At 32.9% G+C, this 24,504-nt stretch carries 29 protein-coding genes; 19 read left to right on the forward strand and 10 right to left on the reverse strand.

The genetic code is table 11. The annotated features are described in order from the left end of the window. Positions 1 to 4 precede the first annotated feature (4 nt). The 6 genes from MLC44_RS06840 to MLC44_RS06865 are packed head-to-tail and all read left to right on the forward strand — an operon-like array spanning position 5 to position 7,675. On the forward strand, positions 5 to 1,972 hold the full coding sequence (locus MLC44_RS06840; protein ID WP_152184842.1) for a TraM recognition domain-containing protein: 1,968 nt from the start codon (positions 5 to 7) through the stop codon (positions 1,970 to 1,972). 1 nt (position 1,973) lies between these two features. After that, positions 1,974 to 3,287, forward strand: a complete 1,314-nt coding sequence (locus MLC44_RS06845) for an AAA family ATPase (protein WP_188109509.1) — start codon at positions 1,974 to 1,976, stop codon at positions 3,285 to 3,287. Positions 3,288 to 3,307: 20 nt separating this feature from the next. Further along, entirely contained in the window at positions 3,308 to 5,242 is a 1,935-nt protein-coding gene (locus tag MLC44_RS06850; protein ID WP_188109510.1) for a DNA topoisomerase, read from the forward strand. After that, entirely contained in the window at positions 5,243 to 6,667 is a 1,425-nt protein-coding gene (locus tag MLC44_RS06855; RefSeq protein WP_152184845.1) for an ATPase/DNA packaging protein, read from the forward strand. Then, positions 6,660 to 7,361: an EAL domain-containing protein gene (locus tag MLC44_RS06860; RefSeq protein ID WP_152184846.1), complete on the forward strand. Its 702-nt coding sequence runs from the start codon at positions 6,660 to 6,662 to the stop codon at positions 7,359 to 7,361. Before MLC44_RS06855 ends, MLC44_RS06860 begins: the two co-directional genes overlap by 8 nt. Before the next feature lie 29 nt (positions 7,362 to 7,390). After that, positions 7,391 to 7,675 carry a hypothetical protein gene (locus MLC44_RS06865; RefSeq protein ID WP_152184847.1) on the forward strand — a complete coding sequence of 95 codons (285 nt, stop codon included), beginning with the start codon at positions 7,391 to 7,393 and terminating at the stop codon, positions 7,673 to 7,675. 66 nt (positions 7,676 to 7,741) lie between these two features. Here the strand turns inward: MLC44_RS06865 and MLC44_RS06870 are convergent, their stop codons facing one another. The 10 genes from MLC44_RS06870 to MLC44_RS06915 form a co-directional block, all read right to left on the reverse strand. Further along, positions 7,742 to 8,005 carry a hypothetical protein gene (locus MLC44_RS06870; protein WP_152184848.1) on the reverse strand — a complete coding sequence of 88 codons (264 nt, stop codon included), beginning with the start codon at positions 8,003 to 8,005 and terminating at the stop codon, positions 7,742 to 7,744. Beyond that, positions 7,999 to 8,829: an ATP-binding protein gene (locus tag MLC44_RS06875; protein ID WP_152184849.1), complete on the reverse strand. Its 831-nt coding sequence runs from the start codon at positions 8,827 to 8,829 to the stop codon at positions 7,999 to 8,001. Before MLC44_RS06875 ends, MLC44_RS06870 begins: the two co-directional genes overlap by 7 nt. 70 nt (positions 8,830 to 8,899) lie before the next feature. Further along, positions 8,900 to 9,163 (reverse strand): hypothetical protein, encoded by a 264-nt coding sequence (locus tag MLC44_RS06880; protein WP_152184850.1) that lies wholly within the window; start codon positions 9,161 to 9,163, stop codon positions 8,900 to 8,902. Positions 9,164 to 9,174: 11 nt separating this feature from the next. Then, on the reverse strand, positions 9,175 to 9,531 hold the full coding sequence (locus MLC44_RS06885) for a hypothetical protein (RefSeq protein ID WP_152184851.1): 357 nt from the start codon (positions 9,529 to 9,531) through the stop codon (positions 9,175 to 9,177). A 3-nt stretch (positions 9,532 to 9,534) separates the two neighbouring features. Then, entirely contained in the window at positions 9,535 to 10,173 is a 639-nt protein-coding gene (locus tag MLC44_RS06890) for a hypothetical protein (RefSeq protein ID WP_152184852.1), read from the reverse strand. Continuing rightward, positions 10,173 to 10,631 carry a hypothetical protein gene (locus MLC44_RS06895; protein ID WP_152184853.1) on the reverse strand — a complete coding sequence of 153 codons (459 nt, stop codon included), beginning with the start codon at positions 10,629 to 10,631 and terminating at the stop codon, positions 10,173 to 10,175. The genes MLC44_RS06890 and MLC44_RS06895 overlap by 1 nt, the downstream gene beginning before the upstream one ends. Further along, positions 10,621 to 10,776, reverse strand: coding sequence for a hypothetical protein (locus MLC44_RS06900; protein WP_188109511.1), 156 nt, complete (start codon positions 10,774 to 10,776; stop codon positions 10,621 to 10,623). The genes MLC44_RS06895 and MLC44_RS06900 overlap by 11 nt, the downstream gene beginning before the upstream one ends. Then, positions 10,776 to 10,949 carry a hypothetical protein gene (locus MLC44_RS06905; protein WP_188109512.1) on the reverse strand — a complete coding sequence of 58 codons (174 nt, stop codon included), beginning with the start codon at positions 10,947 to 10,949 and terminating at the stop codon, positions 10,776 to 10,778. The genes MLC44_RS06900 and MLC44_RS06905 overlap by 1 nt, the downstream gene beginning before the upstream one ends. Before the next feature lie 25 nt (positions 10,950 to 10,974). Next, positions 10,975 to 12,048 (reverse strand): hypothetical protein, encoded by a 1,074-nt coding sequence (locus MLC44_RS06910; RefSeq protein ID WP_152184854.1) that lies wholly within the window; start codon positions 12,046 to 12,048, stop codon positions 10,975 to 10,977. Next, positions 12,045 to 12,740, reverse strand: coding sequence for a hypothetical protein (locus tag MLC44_RS06915; RefSeq protein ID WP_152184855.1), 696 nt, complete (start codon positions 12,738 to 12,740; stop codon positions 12,045 to 12,047). The genes MLC44_RS06910 and MLC44_RS06915 overlap by 4 nt, the downstream gene beginning before the upstream one ends. Before the next feature lie 418 nt (positions 12,741 to 13,158). On the opposite strand from MLC44_RS06915, the gene MLC44_RS06920 reads away from it, so the two are divergent. From MLC44_RS06920 to MLC44_RS06980, 13 genes are all read left to right on the forward strand, one after another. Then, positions 13,159 to 14,442 carry a site-specific integrase gene (locus MLC44_RS06920; protein ID WP_188109513.1) on the forward strand — a complete coding sequence of 428 codons (1,284 nt, stop codon included), beginning with the start codon at positions 13,159 to 13,161 and terminating at the stop codon, positions 14,440 to 14,442. A gap of 3 nt (positions 14,443 to 14,445) precedes the next feature. Next, the gene (locus MLC44_RS06925; RefSeq protein WP_434656623.1) at positions 14,446 to 15,138 is read left to right on the forward strand and encodes a hypothetical protein; all 693 of its coding nucleotides are present in this window, start codon (positions 14,446 to 14,448) and stop codon (positions 15,136 to 15,138) included. Then, positions 15,135 to 17,300 carry a hypothetical protein gene (locus tag MLC44_RS06930; protein ID WP_434656626.1) on the forward strand — a complete coding sequence of 722 codons (2,166 nt, stop codon included), beginning with the start codon at positions 15,135 to 15,137 and terminating at the stop codon, positions 17,298 to 17,300. The genes MLC44_RS06925 and MLC44_RS06930 overlap by 4 nt, the downstream gene beginning before the upstream one ends. Positions 17,301 to 17,457: 157 nt before the next feature. Then, positions 17,458 to 18,579, forward strand: a complete 1,122-nt coding sequence (locus MLC44_RS06935; protein WP_434656628.1) for a hypothetical protein — start codon at positions 17,458 to 17,460, stop codon at positions 18,577 to 18,579. Between the two features lie 134 nt (positions 18,580 to 18,713). After that, complete coding sequence (locus tag MLC44_RS06940; RefSeq protein ID WP_434656631.1) at positions 18,714 to 19,400, forward strand: hypothetical protein; 687 nt, start codon at positions 18,714 to 18,716, stop codon at positions 19,398 to 19,400. Positions 19,401 to 19,586: 186 nt separating this feature from the next. Further along, positions 19,587 to 19,883, forward strand: coding sequence for a hypothetical protein (locus MLC44_RS06945; protein WP_152184391.1), 297 nt, complete (start codon positions 19,587 to 19,589; stop codon positions 19,881 to 19,883). A gap of 594 nt (positions 19,884 to 20,477) precedes the next feature. Further along, entirely contained in the window at positions 20,478 to 20,807 is a 330-nt protein-coding gene (locus MLC44_RS06950) for a hypothetical protein (RefSeq protein ID WP_152184392.1), read from the forward strand. Further along, positions 20,804 to 21,322 carry a hypothetical protein gene (locus MLC44_RS06955; RefSeq protein WP_152184393.1) on the forward strand — a complete coding sequence of 173 codons (519 nt, stop codon included), beginning with the start codon at positions 20,804 to 20,806 and terminating at the stop codon, positions 21,320 to 21,322. Before MLC44_RS06950 ends, MLC44_RS06955 begins: the two co-directional genes overlap by 4 nt. Beyond that, the gene (locus tag MLC44_RS06960; protein WP_152184394.1) at positions 21,319 to 22,065 is read left to right on the forward strand and encodes a YopX family protein; all 747 of its coding nucleotides are present in this window, start codon (positions 21,319 to 21,321) and stop codon (positions 22,063 to 22,065) included. The genes MLC44_RS06955 and MLC44_RS06960 overlap by 4 nt, the downstream gene beginning before the upstream one ends. Further along, the gene (locus tag MLC44_RS06965) at positions 22,058 to 22,531 is read left to right on the forward strand and encodes a hypothetical protein (protein ID WP_152184395.1); all 474 of its coding nucleotides are present in this window, start codon (positions 22,058 to 22,060) and stop codon (positions 22,529 to 22,531) included. The genes MLC44_RS06960 and MLC44_RS06965 overlap by 8 nt, the downstream gene beginning before the upstream one ends. After that, the gene (locus MLC44_RS06970) at positions 22,528 to 23,532 is read left to right on the forward strand and encodes a hypothetical protein (protein WP_152184396.1); all 1,005 of its coding nucleotides are present in this window, start codon (positions 22,528 to 22,530) and stop codon (positions 23,530 to 23,532) included. The genes MLC44_RS06965 and MLC44_RS06970 overlap by 4 nt, the downstream gene beginning before the upstream one ends. Next, positions 23,532 to 24,062, forward strand: a complete 531-nt coding sequence (locus tag MLC44_RS06975) for a hypothetical protein (RefSeq protein ID WP_434656637.1) — start codon at positions 23,532 to 23,534, stop codon at positions 24,060 to 24,062. Before MLC44_RS06970 ends, MLC44_RS06975 begins: the two co-directional genes overlap by 1 nt. Continuing rightward, a complete protein-coding gene (locus MLC44_RS06980; protein ID WP_152184398.1) occupies positions 24,059 to 24,493 on the forward strand; it encodes a hypothetical protein in 435 nt (144 codons plus the stop codon). The genes MLC44_RS06975 and MLC44_RS06980 overlap by 4 nt, the downstream gene beginning before the upstream one ends. Positions 24,494 to 24,504: the final 11 nt, after the last annotated feature.

The raw sequence follows: 24,504 nt of genomic DNA on the forward strand, positions 1-24,504 counted from the left end.
AATAATGAAGAAAATAAAAAACCTGTTTCCATATTTAAAAAACAAATTTCAATCTAATCAAAATGAAACAGACAACGCTTTGCTCGGTATGGCAAAAAAGATAAAAGTAAAATCTTCAAGTCTAAAAGACAGAGTTGAAAAGTATAAAAAATACCGAAAAGATTTAAAAACAGTTATTGCAGATATTAAAAAACTAGAAGAGGAATTTGACGACCATAAGGATTTAAAGGCTTTTAAAGCCCATAAAAAAGAATTAGAGTCTTATATTCTTGAAATTGAACAAACTTTTTATGATGACAAAAAAGGCTTATGGCTTGGAATGGCAGTCGATTTGAAAGATGTTGATTCTGGTACTTTTTTATTGTATCTGGAGTGGGGAAAACTCCATAACCATTTCGTGGTATACGGAACAAGTGGTTTCGGAAAATCAAGACTGTTTGCAATAATTATGAGACAAATGATTGCTCACGGTTGGAATGTTTTTGCAGTTGATCCAAAAGTCGGTGCAGAACAGGAAATTGCAAGATGGATGTATGAGTTTGCACTCCAGGAAGGATGCAATAATAGCGTAATGCGAATAACAGCATCGCATCCTGATCTCTCCGATAGACTTAATCCTATCTTTGGTATGGACGATGAAGAGATAGCTGCTGCATGTCGTTCGCTTTCATCATCCGGGGCAGGTGTAGAGAGTGCCAGTGAAAAATATTTTTCCGGGCAAGTTTACAGAATAGCTTTTGCTATTTTGAAATCTATGCGTTTTTTAGAAAAAGTGACTTACTATGGGCATGAAGATGATCTAGTTTCTAAAATAATATCAGAAGCTGAAAACTATATGAAGTTTAAAGAGATGGCAGATTTAGAAGTTGACTATGAAGATGATGATTTTTCTATCCCTGATATTTCTTCAATCTCCTTAGAACAAATTATTAAAAAAAGAGATGTCAAGATTGACATTTCTCCGTTTGACAGAACTCTTGTAACTTTTAAAGAGTTAGCATATTTTGGACAATTTGCACACTTAGAAGAATTGGCAGAGCTTGTTAATGTTTATCCGATACCAAAAATATCAGAAAAAAAAGATTTACAGGAGTTAAAAAGATTAAAGCTAGAGGCCACAGAACAAATTAAGCCATTAATAGCAATGGGGAATGATAGATACAGTGCAGTTGGCGATACTTTTAGTACGATCATAGGACAGCTTGCTTTTGGAAATATCGGAAAGATTTTTACCTCTACTCGAATCAATCCTTTAAGGATAAAATTAAAGACAGACAGGGTTTTAACAATATTAGAACCCGCACCATTGCGTTTTGAGGCGGTTTCCGAGATGATGATTAAAATCTTTATAAGAATGTTTATCTCGATGTTTGGGGAAATTGGCGCTTCCGGTAGAGGCTTGGAAAATAGATCAGCTTGTCTTATTGATGAAGCAAAACCTATGGCATTTCCAGGTATTGAGGAATTATACAATAAAGCAAGAAGTCTTGGTATGACACTCGGAGCATTTTATCAATCAACGAGTGACCCTAAGTTAAAACTCGGTGAAACTCTTGCTGATATTGTGGATGACAACACAGCAACTAAAATCTACATGAAACAAGATTCTCTTTCATCGCGAGTAGAAGCTGCAGAATCACTTGGAAGTGTAAAAGTTGCCGTAAATATCCACATGAGCGATGTTGATGTTGCCGGAGGAGGAAGAAACACAATTATTCATGAAGACAGAGTGGTGGCAACGGCTGAGCATATAGATGAGCTGCAAATAGGAGAGGCATATATAAAACATTACGGAAAAAAATATTTTGTGAAATTTCCATACCAAAGCGATCCAGACGATTCTATTCAAATTGAAATGCCTGAACTTGAAACAGAAACAATTATGAATCAACTTAAAGAGATTAATGACAACATAATGATGCAGATGCAGAACATTAAAAACATGAATTTTGAAGATGAAAGTGGAGCCTGATATGGAATATGAGTATTTAAAAAAAAGTGTTTTGGTTTCAATTGAAGAGTTAAGCAAAAGATTAATAGAGAGAGACCAGCTTATCCGATTAACAACACTTTCCATTTTGAGCAAATCCCATATGTTTCTTATAGGAGAAAGAGGTGTCGCAAAATCATTAACAATACGGCTCTTTAGTAATCTTATAAAAGATATTAAGTATTGGGAATTGCTTATTGGCAGTGATACTGAGTCCAAGCAACTTTTTGGGGAAAAGAAAGTTGCAGAGAATGGAACAATTTACTATAACGCTCAAAATACAATTTTAGACTCACATATTGTATTTCTTGATGAAATGTTTAAGGCAAAAAATGAAGTGCTAAATATGACGCTACAGATTATGGCAGACAGATACTATACGACTGGTGATGGAAGAATGATTGATGTTCCTTTGATTTCCATGATAGGTGCTTCAAATGAATATCCAACTGGTGCGTTGATTGAGCCTTTTGTTGATAGGATATTAATCTGGTATGAGGTAAAAAGAATCCAGGACCCTGAAAATAGAAAAAAATATTTCATGTCTCTGTTTGATAAAACACCAATTGAAAAACCAATATTTACACTAGATGATATTGATTTGATTGCACAAAAGTCAAGAGAAATCACAATACCAGAGAAAATTTTATCAGATATTGATTCTATTATTAACAAGCTTTTGGTCCAAGATGTAAAAACATCTGATAGAAAATACCTGTCTACCATAGAGCAGGTAATGAAAACATCTGCTTTTTTAAATCAAAGGGACGCTCTTGATGAGTCCGATGTCTTTTTGTTTTTGTTTACTTCTTGGCACAATGATGTTGAAAGAAGAAAAGTACACGAAAGTATTTTTTATTACTATTTTTTAAACGATGCAACATTTTCAAAAAAAATTGAGAAATTAAAAAAAGACATAGAGATAATAGATACAAAAACCAAAGGTGAGCTTTATGATTTTTTTAATTTTTTAATAACCTTTTCCGGTGAATCAGCACAGAAAGAATTTGAATGGCACAAAAGAATGGTTATTGGGATTATTGAAGCTTACTCCATGAGCTATGATGAGTTGCAGGAGATAAAACAAAAAATCGAAGAGATATTTACAATTGAAAAGAAGATTGAAGAGAATATATTTCTGGAAAATTTAAAGAACAATTCCATTAGAGAAGATATGCTGACAACATTGGAGCATTATGAGTCCATTATTACATCCGAATACAATACTATATACAAATGGATTGAAAAAAATACAAGGCTTATTGACTACAAAGAGAATCAGGCACTAGAGAAATAAAAAAATGCGGAGGGAAGACTGTGCAAGAACAAGTAAATAAAATTATCAAGGAAAAGCTTTTCTCTGGGGTGAAGAAATATATTATTCTTCAGCAAAAAGAAAAGTATTGCAATACACAAGAGTATATTCTGTCTTCAAATAAACACGAAGTATTAAATAAAAAATATAAAGAATGGTACAAAGAAATTTCAAATTTTTATCTTTCTTACCATTCGATATTCGCACTTCATTTTTTGGTAAAAAGAGAATTGCAGATAGAAAAGTTTGAAGCACAAGAAATTATTAAAGTTGAGGCAAGTTACGAATACGACGGAATAGAATTTACGGCAAGCTACCCGGCAAGGTACACGATAGATATGCAAAAAGAGATAGAAGACTGCATTGTAGAATTGGAAAATAAAGACTGCGCACATATTGTTGATAATTTCAAAGTAAACAAGAGTGCAGAAAAAAGTCCACATCCGCCATTAACAAATGCACAGTTGAAATACAGCTGCTTTTACTTGTTTCAGTTTTCACCGAGTTATACAACAAAACTTGCAGAATTTTTATACGATTGCGGACTCATAACAAGCATAGATACCAACGGATGGAATATAGAAGAGTCTGTTGTCGAGGAAATGATAACTGTTTTAAATTCAGTCTATTCCCAGGAGAGAGTTTTACAATCAAGACGAGTTTTTATTGATAAAAAAATTGACAGAAGCAAAGAGTGTATCAGGCCTGTAAAGTTTTTGAAAAACTATTTTCCTAAAAATATTGAAAAAACTATGGAGTTTAACAGTATTTCATTTGAAAGTGCTGCACAAAAAAATGACATAAAAAAACTATATGAGCTTATTTTCTATACAACTTTGGCAACCCAGATGAAAAACAGTATCTATGATGCTTCGAGTGTTGAAATTGTTGCTGGTAACAGAAAGCTTGTTAATCAGTCAAACATTGTTCTTGATGGGTTTGAAAACTGGGAACTGCTTACAGGAGAAATGGTTAAAAGAATTGCCTACAACAGTGATTCTTATTTTGGACAAACAGTGGTTTTGCCTGATTTGGAGCCAGGGACGGAGCTTGTTCCTATAAGTGTTTATACTAAACCTTTTACCAGCAAAAGACCACCAAGATACGGTATAGGAAGATTTATTACTCAAATTTTAGAAAAACATGGAATCGGTGGCAACTCCTATGATGCAATTGTGGAAGAAATTGTTGACTCTAAAGCGGCACTCAACATTAAAAGAATGCTTTATCCTCAACAGTCCTCGATAATTTTATTTGAGTTTTTTGAAAAGTTTTTGCCGTCTTTTATGAATTTGGAATATATGTATGAAATAGATGAGAAAATAATCAGAGCCAAAGAAGGTGAAATAAAAATTGAATCAGTTATATCAGAATTAGATGAAATGATCACAGAGGCATTTGATAATGCAAATATTTCGATTGATACGAAACCAAGTGATGCAAAAATAAATCTTCTTAGAAAAGTCATCATAAAACATGGCCTGAAAATAAATATTGATGATTATAAAAATAGTGAGACAAAAATTGACCTTCTGTTGGCAAACTATGAACCAGAAGAGTTTAAAAAAGTGGGGAAATGCCCAAAATGCAACTTTTCTGTATTGCAAAAAGAGTATGTAAACACTGAAACAGGAGAATGTACAAAATATTATGTGTGTGAAAAATACAACAAGAAAAGTGGATGTAATTTTGCGATATGGGATAATTATATTTACAGGTTTTTTTCTTCAAAGGAGATGGAGTTGTTTACAGAGGAAGATAGGCTTGATGTGTTTAAAAAGATATTACCATTGAAACGAGGGTATTTCTTTACGGGTTTTGTTGCAAAAAATAAAAACGTATATGATGCAAAAGTCTTTTTATCTGAATATAAAGACAAAAAAACAGGTGCAATGAAATGGGGATTTCAAATGAAATTTCAAAAAGGAAAAAAATAAATGAGTTTCATATATGGAAGATTAGCAAACAGACCTGATGTGCCACCAATTGAATGGAATCCGGATTCTTCTAAGTCAATCAACCCTCATATGCTTTGTTGCGGCGGGAGTGGGAGTGGGAAAACGACCTTTTTATTAAAAATAGCAAAATACCTCACCGAGCAAAAAAAACACATATATATATTTGACTTAAAAGGCGATATGGTTATTAAAAACGACAACGGTGAAATTATTGGCAATTATATTGAATTTACTGCCTGGAACAGCAAGTATGGCATTAATCCATTTGAGTTTGATACTGGAGTGTCAGCAGAAGAACTAGCGAGTATTATAAATGGTGAAGCAGAAGCTGATAAAGAGCAACTTTTTAAAATGCAAAATTCTGGCCCAAAAGTTCAGATTCAAAGAATGATAGAAATTATAAAAAAGAATTTTATGCCAAACATGGGCACTAATCAAAAAGATGTTTTATATGATTTGCTTATGGACACCTATTTGCTTAAAGGTTTTGTTTATAATGATATAAAAACATGGGGAAATACTCTTCCTGATTTGAGTGATACTTTAATGCTTATAGAGAAGATTATTATGTTTTTCAACGGTGAGTTTTCGACAGAAACAGATAGTGTTGTTGAAGACTTTACAGATAAGATATTCGCAAAAATTAAAAATGCAAAATTAAATAAAACACCGGTTAGTGAGATCCAAGAAGAAATAAATAAATTACTGATAGACTTTATGGAGCAATCTCATAATGATGATGAAATTAGCGACTTAAACCCTAAAGAGTGGTTTTGTGCCAACAATATTGAAGTAAATAAATATATGAAAAAAGATGTTATTCGAACAGTTGAGAAACTGGCATCTTATATTAATGCTCTAGTCTCTTCTGAAATTTTCAATTCAAAGACCCCACCAGTTAAGCCTGGACTTAATGTCATAAATATAAGTGGACTTGATGTGGAAATACAAAGATTTATTGTAGATGTCTGGCTTGGAAAAGTTTTTAAAGCTTGTAAGATCAGAGGTACTTATTCCGAGCGAAAAAATAAAGCCAGAGGGGCAAAAGTAGATACATATGTCTTAATAGATGAGTCAAAACTTATTGCCGGTACGTCACGAGATAAAAACGACCCATATAGTTATCTCAATAGAATAGCAACGGAAGCAAGAGGGTTTGGGTTTGGCATTATCGTTGCTGCACAATCAGCAGAACATTTTCCACCAGAATTTTTAAAGAATTTTGACGCTCAAATTATTTTAAATACAGGGATAGCTGATTTTGATTCAGTGCGCAGATCATTTGGTGTAAGTAAAGAGTTGTTAGAATTTACGCAGTATGGATGGGGAAAAGCCTTGGTAAAAACAGGGAAGATGTTTTCAAAAGTAAACTTTATAGAAACAAAAGGAAGTGAAAATGCATAATTTTATTCAAAAAGCTCTTGTGAGTAATAATTTTGTTTTTCATCTTCAACCAATATATGCAAGGAATGGTTCTGTTTTTATGTATGAATCTCTTGTTAGATTGCAATTGGAAAACAAGAATATTCTGTCTCCATCGCATTTTTTTTCACACATTAAGCAAGATGACAAATTTGGAATTATTTTATTGCAGTCCTTAAAAAATGCATGCGAGGAATTAAAGAGAAATAATGAAGTAAGAATTTCTATAAATATGTCATACAGAGACATTGAAAATAGTTTTATTTCTGATGCATTTCTTGAGCTTTTGAAGAATTATGAAAAAGAGTTACTTTCCAGGCTTGTTATAGAGTTTATCGAAACATATGATATTGGAAATATCAATACAGTGATTTGGTTTTGCAAGGAAATCAAAAAACATGGTATTGAAATCTCTATTGATGATTTTGGCATAAAAAATTCTAATTTTTATATAATTTCTTTGATTTCTTTCGACTATTTAAAACTTGACGGGCATTTTGTGAAAAACTTTAAAAATGAAAAAAATCAGATTATTATTGCTATGATTATTGATTTATGCAAGAAGTTAAAAATCGAGCTGATTGCAGAGCATATAGAGTCTGAGGATGATTATTCATCTTTGAAACATGCTGGTGTTGATTATTTTCAAGGTTTTTACCTTGGTGAACCAAAATAAAAAGTTGTAAGCTATAGGATTGGAGAATAATGTCTTATATAGCAAATGCTTTAAAAAAAATAGAAAACCTTGTTTTACAAAACTCAATTTACAAAAAAAATATATCAATAGTGAAAAAATTGGAAAACGAACTCTCGATAAAAGAAATTTGCATTGCCGTATATGGAGTCTATTTTGAAAAAGAAGTAAATTGGGAAATTTTATATGGAATGTTACATGAACTCAATCGACAAATGATAACAAAAAAATCAATTGAAAACTACCAAATTGTTGTTCACCCTCATGTGGTGTATCTTGCGAAAAAAGACAACTAATTTGGTTTACATGATTTTGACTCGAACCTGAGACCGTTAGTAGTAATGCTGTTGTTATTTTTTTAATCATTTTTGTTTTTTTTCCATTTCGGTGATTTTATGCTCAAGTCTTTCGATGCGACTAAGAAGCTCCTTGTTTAAGTTTGCTTGTTCTGTATGAATATCAACATCAAACTTTCCAAGAGCCCTATTTTCTAAAAATCTTTCAAGATCTTCATTTGAAAAAAATTTTTCAAGCAGTTCAATTATAGGTCTTTTTTCTCTGTAATAATTATAAACAGTTTTTGGACTCACATTGAGAATTTTTTGAACAAGCTTTTTTTCTAACATAATATATCCTTAATTTTGCTATCTATTTTCTTTGAACTTTCAGAACTTTTTTTTCCAAGAAGTATTTTAATTTCACTTTGTACTGATTTCCACACAGAACAACTTTTCTTTAAAATATCATTTCTTGCAAAGTTTACTTCTAATGGTTTTTTACTTACAATAATTCCGCCATAACCTATATCCCAGCTTGAGTATTCTCTAACTTTTACGCCAAGATTATAGACTGCAAGGTTTCTTTTGTTATCAAGTTTAATATAAGCGTCATCATTTACAATATCCCATTTGATATCTTCTATTTTAGAGCTGATCATCTCTCCGTTGAGGTAGACGGGAATCTGAGAAAATTTAATAAACTCTTTGAGTTCTTTCTCAAATCCTTTCACCTCAAATGGTTCAAGTTCATCATACAAAGTACCGCTTATTTTGCATCCATCAAGACGCTCGCAGTTGCTTTTTAAATTATACTTTGTACCATTGTTTTTTACATCCACATACATAGAATAGACATTGGAGTGCCAAGAATTTTTAGAAAAAGCCATGATTTGTCCACGACCCATACGGAACAAGCCATATGTAGAATCTCCCTCATTATGCGGTGTTCCAAAGGTCCCAAAGAACTTATGGATTGTCTCTTCACTCTCAAAACCCTTGCCATCATCAAGAACCTCAAAATTATATCCATCAAATGTAATTTCAACTTTTGATGCTTCTGCATCTATGGAGTTCATGATTAATTCCAAAAATGCTTTTTGTAGAGTACCTGCCTGTTTTTGTATAATAGAGTAGATAATATTGTCATCTATTTTAAAGTCGTGCTCGTTCATTTTCTATATCCCTTAATCATTTTTCGACACAGTACATACTGTTTGAAATTTCTTTACGCCTGCTCATATCTCAAAATTCCTTCTTGTATTGAGAAAATATTTGCTTTAACCATATCATAACTTGATCTATATCGTTTTCATTGATTAAATCATATCCGTGAAAATACAAAAGATCAAAAACATAATTGAGATCTATATTTCTGTTCGCATAAACAACATTTACGATTTTTTCTAGGTCTTGGTTTGCATACTCTATATCCAGTTTTGAGAAAAGTCGAAAATCTTCTCTTCTTTTTGTCTGAATAATAGCCTCTCCATCTCTAAAAATTTCCATTTTGTACTCTATTAAATTTTGGACGCTGCTTCTTGTATAGAGTCAGCGTGTGTTTCTGTATAAGAATCAATAAGTGTTTTTAATGCACTCGGAAATTCATCACCCAAAACATTCAAAGCTTGAAGTTTTTTAAGCCTTTGCAGTTGTGCATCATCTATTAGCGATGCCTTGGCTTTAAGTTGTGTATTTTCTTCTTCTAATTGTGCTATACGCGATTGTATAACATCTGTTTGTTTAAAGAAAGCACCGTTGTTGAAATAATTTTCTACCTTTTCGTTTGGCTTATTGCCACTTGATTTTGCGTCTTTTGCCATCACAAGCAGCTTGTCAAATACCTCATCACTAACATTTATTCTTTTTTTTCTCATTGTTTATCCTTGTGTAGTTTTATTTTCTAGCGCGAGAATGATGCACTTTTCGCTTTCTCGTATCTCTTCATCCATTTCTCTTAGAATATCATTAAATATTGAAAAAACATCACAACACTCTTTGATTTCATGCACACTTTGGAAGCTCCAGAAAATATTTTTTGGCAGCTGTAAATTGATATCAACTGGTATGGAAAGATGAGTGTCAATAATGAGAGTATCGTACAGATTGGTTTTAAGGACTTCGTTTATATTGTTCTCTTTTGAGAAAAAGTCGACATTTTTTAGTCTTTTGGCATATTTGCTTATTTCGCTATCATGAACAAATGCAGCAACTTTTGTATCTTTTACATTGTAAATATCTTGCAATATTTTAGTAGTTTTACCACTCCCGGCTCTTCCGATATATACCATTCTGTAAGGTCTTCTTTTGCGCATGCCTATGTTTTCCATTGTAGCATCTACGGAGTAATTATCGGAAGATAAGTAGCAATCTTCTGATATGGGGATGATTTGGCCAAGACGCGAGATTAATGGTATATTGCATTGATCTATATTTATGCCCAACAAAGATTGTATGTTTTCAATATGTTCACTTGTTTTTCTGACTTTTGCTGTCGTTTCATTTTGTTTTTTATTCATTATTTCGTCCTTTTAATTTTATGTGTTTTTTTAACATTTTTACCGTGTTTGCTGAGAATTTCATCAATTAGTTTTTTCTCTCTAAGCATACATTCTTCTTTCTTTTGCATAGAATCCAGCAACAGTTCTCTGTTGTTTTCAATAAACTCTTTTACTTTAAAAATATCATCTTTGTAATGAGTTTCCAAGACTATATTTGATTTCTCGCTGTTTATAGAAAAGCTGTTATGTATTCTTAGTATCTTAAAATATTTTCGTTCGGTAAATTCCATAAAACAAAAATCAATTCGATTGTAAAACAAATATGTGACAACCTTAATATGCTTTAAATTAAGTCTGTTTAAGCAATCGTCTATTCTTGTCTCCAATTGCTCCATATTTTTTGTATTTTCAGCAAGCGCTTCATCAATTTCTTTACGAATCAATTGTGCCTCTTTTTTTTCTTCTTTATCTATCATTTTTTATATTCTCTTTTTTCAATTTTTTCTCGATCTCTTTTTTGGCAATTCTCAAAGTCTGGATATTCTTTTTGTTGGTTTGTATATGACCATAATCAACTGTTTGCGGTTTGATCATTACCTTAACCCTCTCAAAAGTATTCATTACACTAACTCTTTGCCATTTTGAGTAAATATTTGTTTTAACCAAAACTCTGTTTGTAATTGCATTATTTTAATTTTTCCTCTAAAAAAAGCAAACTTGTCTTTAAGCAATTTAATTTCTTTGTTAAATTTATTGGTATCAATAAGCATCCAAATAGCATTTAAATTTTTCATTGTATTTTCTCCTAATTTTTTAGACTCATATCTCAATTATTTTTTTAAGTGTTTTAGATCCATCACCTTTGAAATAAGGATCTATCCATTTTGGTTTATTGTATCGTTCCTTTGTTTCTTTATTTACATAGCTTTGATTTCTCCAGTGTCCTCGAACTATAAAAGAAATTTTATTCTTACTTCTTACAAAACCATCCCTGTTTATGATTTCTTTATGTTTTGGTTGTTTGAGCCTAATGACTGTTGTTTTTGTGTTCTGCTTTATTCCTTTCTTTTTGCTTTTTTTAACTATCTTGGTTCCTATCACAACTCTATCTTTGTCGTATTTGAAATTTTCCAAATACATTGCTATGCTCAACAACCTTCCAATTAAATTTTCTACTTCTTTTAAATTATCAAAATTTTGACTATTAAAATTTTCAGCCAATGTAAGACTCGGATTGAAATGAAGAACATTAGCTGCCACATCATCGGTATAGACCACAACTCCAAACATTTCATTATAATGGTTTCCATTCTTATTTTCTTTAGGATTTCCAAATTTTCCAAATTGTATGGTTTGAATTGTCTCATTATTATATGTCCAGCTATAATTTGAGGTATCTATTGAAAAGCCATCGTACGGCATTTTAAAATTACAAAGTAGAATATTGCTTATTGTTTTTTTTGATAGATCTTCTTCCCATTCCTCACTTTCAAGCTTAATAGTAATATAGCCATTTTTTTCCCATATTAATCTAGTTGCAATTTCACATAGAAAAAGACTTATTTTGTGAGGATGAGCGATTGCATTATTTTCAATATCACTTCTCGTATAAATGCGTCTGCTATCTTTATCATTATCAATTCTTTTGCCTTTTTGAAAAATATACTTAACTAGCTCTACATTTTGATTAAAATCTTCTAATATTTTTTTCTGTGCTTCTTTTGTTGATTTTTCTATTGCCAACTTTCCAATTTCTTGTTTAGTTTTATTCCAAAAAATAATTTTATATATAGCATTTTGTAGAAGAAACCAAGAATTAGTTTTCTCCAGAATAGAAATATCTAAAAAATAAATTTCTTTTTCGATTGAAAACTTACTAATATTTGTACTCATAAAAAATCCTTTTTCAAGTGTGTAATATCAGCAATATGACCACCAATAACAGTAGGTATGACACCAATATCTGACTTTCTATTGTCTGCAAGTCTTTTCTTCTGTTTATACAGGTTTGTTACAAGGGAGATATATCGCTTATCTGTTTTGTATTCATCTGGAAACAAAGTAGCCTTATAAGACTCTCTTAGCTTTTTGGCTTTATTGATGTTTCTTGTGATAGCAGCTTTTTTACCGCGAATTTGATTTTTAATCTGCTTTTCTTTGTCTGCATCATTGAGTATTTTTGTACTTCTTGACGCCAAAATATAGCAATTCTCTCCTCTCTCATGCAGCGGTAATTTTCCAAAGTAGATATACTCATCATCTCTCCTGCTTAGGTATCTTGCTAATCTCTGAATGGCTTTGCGATGAAATTTTGTATCTCCAATAATAGATTTTTTATAGATAACTTCTCCATTATCATTAAATGGTGCATCCCTTCTCATTTTGGTAAGCTCTACAAAGTCACCATCATAATACTCATGTCTATTTGGATCTTTTTGTTCCAGGTACTTACAAAGTCTTGCGATAGCTTTGTATTTTTGTTGAGCAGTTTCTCGTGTTGTTGCATAAGCCCATACTACCTCACCATCACTGGGAGTTTTGCCTTGTTTGTATTTGGTTAATGTGAACTCGGTTATTTTAAACATTATGGTTTTCCCTTAAGTTTTCCATTGTTTTTCTTTTTATAACATTGACGCACTTATCATTGAGCCAATGACTATATATACTATATAGAATAGAAGATTCTTCTATCAATTCTATGTTAAACCACAATTGGAATACATTTTATAAAATCAATGATTCATAAAAACATATTAATGTGTATATTTACCATATAGATTAATATAAAAGTAATTATAATGGAATTATATTATATTAATGATATATTGTCAATGATAATATGATATAATTCTACATCAATAGTCTATTGATGTGTATTGATATCGTTTTTGAAAAAACAAAAGTTTAATACAAATGCTTTCAAAAAAAAGAAAAACGATTATTTAAAGTATGTCATAATATACAATTATGACTTATTTAGTGATTTCAAAGGAGCAATTTTTTATGTTTAATATAGATGGGATACTCAACACTAAAGAGTCAACAGTCTCCAAGAGGCTAGAACACGGGATTTCTCTTGATAACGATATAGAAATATGGATTAAAAACTTTTTGGCAGATTTGCATCTATTAGGAAGAAGCAGAAACACGATAGACTCATATAAGTTTACATTGAATGCATTTAGAGAGTATTGTTCTGTATATCTTGGCGACAAGAAAGGGATATGTGATGTTAGCGTAGATGATTGTAATGATTTTTTGCTTTGGATGGAAAATTATGAAATTAACAAAACATATGGTTCACTAAAAGAAAGATTGTATATGCTTTCTGACTTCTTATCTTTTGCCACGAAACATAATCTTGATTATGTGGAACTCACAGAATTATATTTAAAGCAGAATTTTAAAGAGGAGGAAAAAATCTCTTATGTTATTTCCCATTTTGAGGATTACTATTATAAAAATGAGGTAGCTTTTTGCGAAATTGATAACAACTATATAATAAATTATATAGCAAGTATAAAAAAAGCATCCATTTCAACTATGATGAATAGAAGAGCCGTGCTGCACAAGTTTTTTATATATATGCGTGAGGAGACCGATACAGAGTGTTTTAGAGATATTTTAAGAAAAATGAAGCAGTATAAAAAGCAATCTGGCAAAAGCGTGAAAAGCCACAAAGAATTGGATCAAAAATCAATAAACGCACTTTTGGAATTTTTAGATGAATATGTCCTCGATCCTGGAAAACTACAAAAAAGAGTTAGAAAAAACTCTGTTAGCGTTGCATATAGGGATTCAGCTATGATTATCCTAATGTATAAAAGTGGTTTAAGGGCTAGTGAGGCTTTAAATGTAAAACTCTGCGATATAAAACCCTTTGACGACTCTTACAGGATTGATGTTATAGGTGGCAAAGGGAATAAAAACAGAACGACCTATATAAAAAAAGAGTATTTTGATGGATATTATGAATATTTTAAAAAAAATCTTCCTGGCGAAAATTCATATTTATCTGAAAACACTAGCGGTAAAAAAATGGACCGAAGGACACTTTATAATAACGTGAAAAAGATGTTTGACAAGCTTCATGAAGAGGGAAAAATAGAAAAAAGCATTACGGGACTTCATTTGTTTAGACACCAATTTGGTAGAGAGTTTGCTGAGAAAGACGGTAATATAAAAATACTTCAAGACCTTTTAGGACATTCTGTTGTTACCACAACAATGATATATTCTACTACTGGGGAAGATGCTAAAAAGAATGCTGTAGAAGCAATAATATAGCCGGTGAAAAATACTGGATATATGCTTTATGGAGACAATATTACGGATGCAGCAGTTGCAGACAGATACAGAACTGAACAAAAGATTGGTTCTGATTTAGGTTTTACAGGTGCAATGCAGTCCGCTGGAGGTGGTAATGTTGCTTTTAGAGGCGGTCAAATTGAAGGTGCAGTGCAAGCGGCCAATGTTGAAGCAGAAAGTGCCAATTATGACAAAATGGGTTCTATTCATTCAGGTGCAGCAAAACAGGCTTCTAAAAAGTTGAATTCTATGGCTGCTTATGGAGACAATATTTCCACACCTGATGCGAACTATGCCGGTACATTAGAGGGAATTAAATCTGCTCATTCAGACATTGGAAATGTGAAAGCTGTCAAGAATGATGTTAATGGAATGAAGCATTTCAAAGAAGGTGCAGAGATGTCTGCAAGAATGCAAACCAACAAAATGATGGGTGTCGGTATGTATTTTGATGGAAAAAGTGATGAGCAGATAAAAGCAGATATGAGTGATATTAAGCGTGTTGGAGCTATGGGTGTTGCCGGTGAGATTGCTAAAGGGGATGCGTTTCAAAAAGGTGTCTACAAAGGCAACCTTAAAAAATATCAAAAAGATATTAAAACCGGTGAAGAAGAAAAATTAACTGGAATGCATGAGCATTCAAGCAATCTACGAAAAACTATGGAAGAGATTTGAATGGAAAATTTAAAGATAAAACACTTGCTCAGTCAATTAGCAATGAAATAGAAGATATCGACAATCAAAAAGCAAAATTAGGCGCACATACTGCAAAAAATGCAAAAATCATGAAGGCGCTTGATGAAAAGAAAGCAAGTCTGCAAACAGCACTACATGATGCCAAAAAAGGTTTAACTCTTGGCGATGTAAACAGTTTGAGTGATCAAAGCAAACAGCAATCATTAATGGGACAGGCTCTTGGAATTCAAGCAAATAATAAAAGCGGTATTAATTATGCGCAAAATGCAATGTACGGGGAGATGTCAAAACAACAATCAACTGCCGCTAAAATAAAAACACAGGGTGGTGTTGAGAAAGCAGTTAGTTCTGATGTTGCAGAAGCATCACTAAAAGCAAAAATGCAACAAATGGGTACACAAGGAAGTATATCTGAATATCTTCAGAGCAAAGCAGGTGGAGGCTACTCACCAGAAGTTGCCGACAAAATGGCAAAAGCTATCATGGAAGGTGGTAAAGGTGCTGCTGAATTCATGAAGCAGGCTTTATCTGGTGCTGGGGCTTTGGCTTTTGCGCAATCTATGGGGAAAACGGGGAGTGATATAGCCAGTGTCGATAAATACAACTCTCCTGAGCAGTATGCAGCCGCACAAGCACAAAAAGCAAGTGCTATGGCTACTGTTGACAAGACACGCTTTGAGAAAAGCAATGATAGAGAAATTACGCAAAAAAAGCTTGATGCTATGCGTGAAGGTGCTAACGATAAGGATTTATTTGATGCACAGGCAATAAAAGCAGGTATTGCGACAAGAGGCAAAAATGGCTTAATTGCAACAACAGGACAAAAATTCACTGATGGACTTTCAGCCTTAGGTGCAGGAGATATGGCAACAACTTCACAGCTTATTGTTGGTGGAGAAAGAATGAATGTTGATACAGATTTAGACGGAAATGCTTTTGTGAATAGAGACTCCAGTGAGAATGTTAAAAGAGGGAGGGATTCTAAGTATGGAATAACCGGTTATGCAGAACACGCATTGGGTGCTATTGGAGAAGGCTTAATGTTTGGGCTTACTGGTACTGGGATAGCAGAAGGACTTGCTAGAAAGGCTGGTATGAAGGATGGGATTATTAAACCGGCTATCAATAAGGCTTTTACATCAATGGGTAGAGAACCTATCTTTGATGTTGAGAAGTCCAGCAATAATCAAAGCACCAATATAGATAACAGCCAATCCACCGACAGCTCCAAGAGCAAGCAAAATAATAGTGTTCATAAGAACTCCTTTGAAGGTAAAAAATTCAATGAAGGAGGCGGAAGAACTTCTGCCTACCAAGATTATTTAGATAGTATAGCAAAAGATGGCGAAAGTAGCAAGTTGCTAGAAGGTTTAAAATATGCCGGAAAAGGCTTAATCGCTGCTGATGCTGGATTCTCCGCTTATAACTCATATGAACAATATCAACAAGGGAATATAAAACAAAGCATTCTAAGTGGAGCACAATCAGCCACAGCTGCTGCATTCTTAGCAGCGCCAAATCCTGTAACTGGTGCTGCTTATGCTTTTACATCGGCAACCAATATGGTAGTTGATACAACAGATTATTTAAGCCAAAACGGAAATACCACATATTCAGGCAATAATCCTCTTGGAGCAGGTGTTGATCCATATACAAACAATGGATTTGGTTCCGGCAGTAGTAGTTTCAACCCTGCCCCACTAGGACAAGCCCTAACCCAACAAATAACACAAAGTGCAGCAGTAAACACTCAAGCACTTGCAACAAACCCTGCAAACACAGTCATTCAAACCGTAGGCGGTCAAAAAGCAATCACAACAAACGGTGGCAGGCTTACTATTGGCGGCGTTGGAACACGAGTACCTGCGCAAGAGTATATGCAAGCTATGCAAAACCCTCAAATGAGAGAGCAGTTCTCTCAGATGTTGGCACAGAGCGATTTAAGTAGTTATGGAATCAATGGAATTGGTACGAATTCTATGCAAGGATTAATGCAGAACCTCGGCAACAACGCTTCTATATTGGAATCAGGTACTTCATTGCAACAGTTACAACAGGCTTACGGCGGTGATACGAGTGGCGGAGGTGTAGATATTGAAGAGATGATGAAAACCAACAGGATTAACAATATGAGTGATTAGGGTAAGAATCCACCTCATTTATGGGGTGGAGCATCAAAGGGAAACATAACTATAAACTACCTCGCCTTGAATAGTAGAGCCTCCTAGAACTTAAACGAACTTTAAGTATTTTTTGCCTAAAATTTGGCAGGTTTAATTTCTACCTTCCGCCCCATCTATGGAAAAAGTATTTTTTTGTAAAATGTTTCAATATGGCGACTTAGGCAATTTGTATTCTAACAGGGGCAAGAATAATTCAAATGACACACTTAAGGAGCGATATAACATGTGTACACTTACAAAAGAGTGCTTTAAGCATCTAGCACTAAAAAACTACCAAAACAAAGACATTAGCAATTCTCAAAAACTAAACTTATTTGCAAAAGAGTATGGATATAAGAGCTATAACGCTATTTTAAAAACGCTTTGCAATAATGAACCTAGCTTTGATTTGAAGTTGCTTTTCCCACATTCTAAACCAAAAGAAGATCTTGACTATATAAAAAAAGCAGAAATTTATGGTTTTCATGATAGGTTTTATAGTGCACAAATAGACAGTGATTTTTTTGATGAAATCATTGATTTTTCATTTTCTGAACAAGATGGCCTTCTGTATGGAAAATCTTTTGCAACAGAAGGTTTTTTGTTTACTGCCAAAACAATTGATTTTGCAATACCTGGCAACATGTCGGCTACATTTTCGTGTCAATCTTTTAACTATCATGGCTTATTGCGAAAAGAAGTAGGTACCCCCAAAGAAGAAGTGGATTCTTTTGTGGAGACAGCTCTTGAAAAAATGATACTTAACGGAAAAAACTGTTTTACTATAGGGGCTTCCAGCACAATAGCAAATGCTTTACACTATCAATATAAGAAGAATATTACTTCAATAAAAAATATTGAAGATGCAAAAAACATAAGCTTTTATGTACTTAATAATATTGAGTTTATTGAACATGAAAACAAAAACTTTTTGATGGAGAGTTTTGAAGTAGTTATTTACGCATTTATTAACTACTATATGATGTCTGATTATTTTGTATCTACATCTCTTGCTATCGAAATCCCTTTTTCCAAAAAAAATATGACAAAAGAACAATTCGATATGGTACAAGTGCTAAAAGAAGTAATATTGCAGAGTTGTGAGGTATTTGGAAGAGTGTTTACAAAGCCTGTGCACTTGGACTATTCTGATTTTGACAAAGAGAAAGAAAATAGTTATCTTTTTTTCACAAGAAAAGATATTCCAGGGAAAATTTCCAACATGCTTAGAGACGACATGATGTATTTCGAGCTATAAATAGTGGCCTGATTTTAATAAAGAATTTGTGGATGTGTTCTATTTAAGAGCAGATGTATTGGAATATCAATTCTGGTATTTTTCTTTCTCAATATTACCTAGAACCCCGATATTTACTGAAAAAAGGAAATCATATGGAAGCAATACCAATTGAAGCGCTAAAGATTTTATCGGACGCAAAAATAAGCTATATGGAGGCTATTAATAGCAACGAGGATGTTTTTGAATATGTAAAAACTACGCAAAACAAAGGATATTCAAAAGATCAAGTTGCGAGACTAGCATTATATGATATCAAAGACATAAGCAAGAATTTAAAGAGTTTTAAAAAAAATAAAAGCAGAAATACATATTTTTATCAAACGGTAGATAAGAATGATAGGTCCCTAGTTCTCACAGAGCTTATTATCAAAGGTCTTTACGATGATTCAAGTATTGGTCCCCGTAGTGCTTTGGAAGTTTTTGCATTCACTCCAAAATGCCTCTCTTGCGGAGAAAGTTCTGAATTAATATACTCTTGTTTGCCGGTGGATGTTCCTTATAGACTTACTGTAGATACTTCTTGCAAAAAATGCGGTCATACCAACAGTGTTGTGAAATGTAATTGTGAAAAATGTTCTGAAAAATGGAATGGTTTAATAGAGCACCTAAAAATGTTTGAACCTTATTTTTCAAATGGGTACCGTATTATTATTGACACAGATGACTGTAATTCGTGCTATGAATTAAGTAGTATTGATGATATTTTTTCTTTTATAGAATTAATTGCTAGAGGGGAAATTTACGGAATTGAAAAATTTTCACTAAGAGATAGCAAATAGCAGTCAGTATTTTTTATGAGTGTGTAGATTTTACGCACTACTATAAAAACATTTATAGGGTGGAGTATTAGCAAGTTACATCATGTTTCACAATGTTCCGTAAAGTATCTGCAAGTGTCATTATTCGCAATTTGTTTTTCTTTTTAATATGCTGTAGAATTTTTAAAATAGATAAAAAGGTGTGTAATGAATGTAAGATACGCAATGATAAAAGAACTTTTCAATATGTGTGGTTTTTACCTTACAAAAAATCAAACAGCAACACTGCTGTGTTTAAAAACAAATGAAATTGACGAACTTAGAAAAAAAGGAGAACTGTTTGTTGATGATATATACTATCATGATTCAAAACGGTGGCATTTCTCAATAACATCAATAGTGGACTATATATTGAAATATTACAATCCTGTATTTGAAAAAACTATTTCGATTGACAAAACAATAATGCAAGGAGTAAACAAATGTGCCAATATTTACAATTAAAAGCAAAAAAATACACTAAGCATCTTGAACCAAACTTCTCTTTTGTGTTCTTTGAGGCTTTCTTTTATCACTTTACAACAGAAATTTTTTGTGCAGACAAAAGAAGATCATTGTAGAGCAAATACTAAAATAGCAGTAACTCAAAACAGCTATTTTAGGAAACTCCGCAATTTATGACATGGTAGTCCACTATATTAAATATTAATAATATAACTCCCACACCTCATCAAAACACCCACAAGCAACAACACAAAACCAACAATCAAGCCACCCTGCCTCACTCCATTCCCACCAGGCTTCACACAAAACAAATCTCAACCCTACAAGCCGTCGTGAGAGGGATTGGGGGTTTTTGGGGGATTTGGAAAGAATGGAAACAGTTCTGATTTGTGTGTTGCAGAAAAACTGCATTGGGAAAATTGGAAAAATTGTCTGTTTGGAAGAATTGTGTTTTTCGTGTTTTGTGGAGGAAGGTATTTAGGGTGGGTCTTTGTTGAGGTGCTGGAGTTATATTACTATTTGTATATGATTGACTTGATAATATTATAGTGATATAATGGTGTTTATATTATGTAAATTAGTAGGGGGTTCAGGATGAACATTTCAAAAGAAGCTATGAAATCTGTTTTTTGTCCTTCTTGCAACACAGAGTTGGTCTACGTCTTTAATTTTGAAGCACTCTATTGCCAAAACTGCCTAATGACAGTTTATGATTTAGACAATGAAAAAAGGAATAAAATTATCGCAAGTTACGAAATCACAAAATGCAATCACCCGGATATAAATATATCCATCTGCAGAAATTGCAAGAGATCAGCAAAATCAAATGATGGCAATTACGAGCAGTTCAATCTTAGAAAAACACTCATGCACGGTATGCAATGTGACGGTTATACCAGTAAATCGCAGGATGGTGCACAATGAATGACAAAGAGCTTATTAAAATTTATTCTGTTGGATTATTTATGTTGGCCTTGCTTGATGAGTGGAGCACTATTGAGAGAATAGGAAGTGTTGCAAAAATTTACAATACTATTACAAAAAAACACAACAACTTTCATGTTCAGATTCATGATGTTGAGCATGGAAAGAAGAAAAAATACAGCCATAAATGCAACTTGTTCATCCACGCAAGCGCCCTGTCTATTGCTGCATGGGAGGAGTCCGTTAAGTACACAAAAAATCTTTCGATTTCTGCAAACACAGCGCTGCACAACTTGTATAGATTAAATTCGGACGGATTAAGCAGGGTATACGGTTTAACAGAGGAGATTTTTAAATCAATTGACAAAACAAAACAAACTGGAGCTGTTTTTTCAAGCTGCAAAGCAGCCAGAATAATGACTGATGCCATTAACAAGACAATTGATAAAAAAATCAATGATGTTACAGAAAATATTTACACAAAGAAAAATAAGCTCAAGGAGTCAAGTGCATGAAAATCAATAAAATTAACTTTTTGGAAAATACTGTTTATTATTTTAAACAAATTAACAGATTCAATGAAGGAATTCTCTCAAAAAACACCAAACTTGCTAAAGATGCCGCATCTTCTTTGGTCTTAACTATTAATTCTATAATAGACACTGTTAATTATTTTAGTTCTGAATTCAGCTCTGATACTCTTATTCAGATAAAAAAACTTCAGCCAGACATTCAGATTCTAACAAAGGAGATTCTTCAAAAAAAGACTCTCGATTATATTTTAGTGGATTCGATAAAAAAATCATGTCTCATCAGAGGAGCAAAACTTGTGTCGCAAGCTGCTAAAGAAATCGACATCAATAAGAACTACAGCAGGAGTTCTCTCGACATGAGAGTGTTTGTCAACGGAAAGACATATTACGATTCTTTTGCAATAGCACTAAACGGAGATATCTATATTTTGGATGACGGTTTCTCTTTTAATAAAGTATACAAAGGTAAAGAGTGTGTGATTATGCTCTTTAGTGGTTTTTTTGACAGCAACGGAAAAAAAATATATGAGGGTGATGTTTTAAATTCATCTTTTATTGATGGTTTTTTAGAAGAAAGCGGAGTCGTGATTTATGAGGACGGGATGTTTAAAATAAAGACGCTTCATACCAGACACAGAACAAGACCATTAAACAGTGAGTGCGGATGGCAAAGCATTTACAGATATGGGTTAGAAGTCTTGGTAACAGGAAGGTCTTATGAATAACAGTACAAAGAAATTTCATGTTGGAAGATTTTCGGCAACAGATAGCAATGGTGCACTTGTTGTTAACGCCAAGGTAGAGAAAGGGGCCGATTTTGTGGATGCTGTATTCTGGATGGAGTGCCACCCTTTTTCAAAAGATGAAAAATATATATCAGTTGCTTTTGACGCAGTCTCTTTACGGTCTTTTGCAAGTCAACTCAAAGAACTACAGTATCAAAGCATACAGTCTGTTAAAAAATACAGTGGTGGCCAAAAAATGACAAAATCCATAGAAGTTTCTATTATTGAAAAATACAGCTCTTTTCAGTTTAAAGAGAATGATTTAATTTTGCTTTTTAGAATACCGACAACAAGCCTTATTGGATTAGCAGACCAGATTATTCATCTTGCAAATACCACCATGGATGCTACTTATAAAACACAGCAATTTATCGAAAAGCAAAAAAACAAAAAGGCTTCAGCATGAGTGACAAAAAAGGTTTTGTGGCAAGCAAGAAACTTATTGCCGGTGTGGCTTCTTACCTCAAAAATACAATAGAAGACAAAAAAATACAATCTGTTCCAAAAGAAATCACTAAATTCATAAAAGAAGCGGATGAACTTACTCAAAACGAAAAGCATTATTCAATAGAGCGCTCTATTAAGTTGCGAGGTGCTTTCATTGCTTTTCTTGCAGTACACTCTCTTGAAGCCTCTAAGGAAATGATTGAATTTCAGACAGGTCTTAAAAACATTCGTTTTCCTGGAGAGGCAGCACTCTATTTTAGTGATATTTACGATGCCATTTATCAGCTTTTGGAAAAATATCCTTATCGTGAATTTGATGAAGCGAAACTCTATTTTATTGACGAAGAAACAAGTGAAAATATCAACAAGATGATGTTAATTTTACAAAAACTCATTAGTACCCCTATGGAAAAAAAACATCTTAAATTCAACAAGATTGTTAACTTTTTAAATCCATCTTGTGTCGCTACAAAATATAGTGTAGAATATAAAATAAAATATCAATATATCTCCAAGGAGCACTCAATAGAAAAATATCTTCCTGCTCACTTCGAGATAGTCAAAAACAAGATATATAAAAATTACAGAGAGATGTTTGCAACACATAATTTTGACCCTATCAACAAGAAAATATTAGAGAATAAACGGGATTTGGAACTAAAAAAAATGGAGCAAGAGTATGACTTTCTTAAAAAAGCCATAGAGGATGATTCAGAGAATATTGATATTAAAATACTTAGTTACAAACATGCTTCACCTTATCCTGAGATTAGTTTTACTGTTTCCTGCCAGGACAAAAGAGAAACAAAACATCTTCATTTGCGAAGTGAAGTGGTTAATGTCTTGTGGTACAAGCCGATTCAACTTAAAGACAGTAGTACAATATCTGATGTGCTATTAAATTATACACATGCATTCGGAGATGTTTACTATCAGCATGTAAAAAACATAGGGGAGTAATGATGGAAAAAGAGATACAATTTATCAAAACGCTAAAAGGGGAAAGCGATAAGTTAGATCAGTTTTATTGTGAAGTTAAACACAAAGGAAAGCTGATAGGTACTTCAAATGGCTTTTTGATTCACAGAAGTTGCAGAGACGAAGAAGTCTTCGATATTGCTTCTTATTTTCAATGTAAAACCAAACGCGATAGCGTTTCTGTTCTATCACTGCTGGAAATGACCATAATAGAAAAATACAGAGGCAATGGAATCGGGAAGAGATTTTTTGACTGGATGTTAAAAGAATTTCAAACGGATGGCATAATAATGCAACCGATCTGTATCTGCGATAAAAGTGAGCAAAGTATCAGAGGGGAAGATTTAGTTTTGTTTTACGAAAAAATCCTCCAGAAAAATAATTATAAAATAGGTATGATGACGGGTTCTGTTTTTAACTATATGACCGGTACGAAAATTGAACAAACCATAATCCGCAATCCTCTTAAAGGAGAAAAAGGAGGACAAGATCGACGGGTTGAATCTATATGAATTTTATATACGACAACAAAACAACAGGAAACTTCATAGAGTTTTCATGCTCATCAATTGACTGTTCACTAGGCGAAGAAGGTGCAATTGAGGCGTTTATTGATCTGATTTCTAACACAAAAGACACAAAAGATATAGAATTACCGCAAGAATTACTAAAGCAGTTAAGCGATGAGGAGCTTGACCTGTTTATGCTAATCCCTTATTCTAAAGATTTTAGAGAAAGTGTTAAAAACATGCTGTATGTTAGCAAAGATGAAAGTTTTGTATATGATCAGTTTGGCAGCAAATATATTCTGGATTATGTCGGAGTGAAAAAAAGTGTTATCTGTCTTGATACCGTAAAAGGATTGGCTGTTTTTAATTTACCGTATTCTTTAAAAGAAAATAGTACGTTTTCACTTAATGATATTAAGGAGGAGTATTATTAGTGATTATAATG

The organism is Sulfurimonas sp. NW9, assembly GCF_051132275.1.
Classification (GTDB): domain Bacteria; phylum Campylobacterota; class Campylobacteria; order Campylobacterales; family Sulfurimonadaceae; genus Sulfurimonas; species Sulfurimonas hydrogeniphila.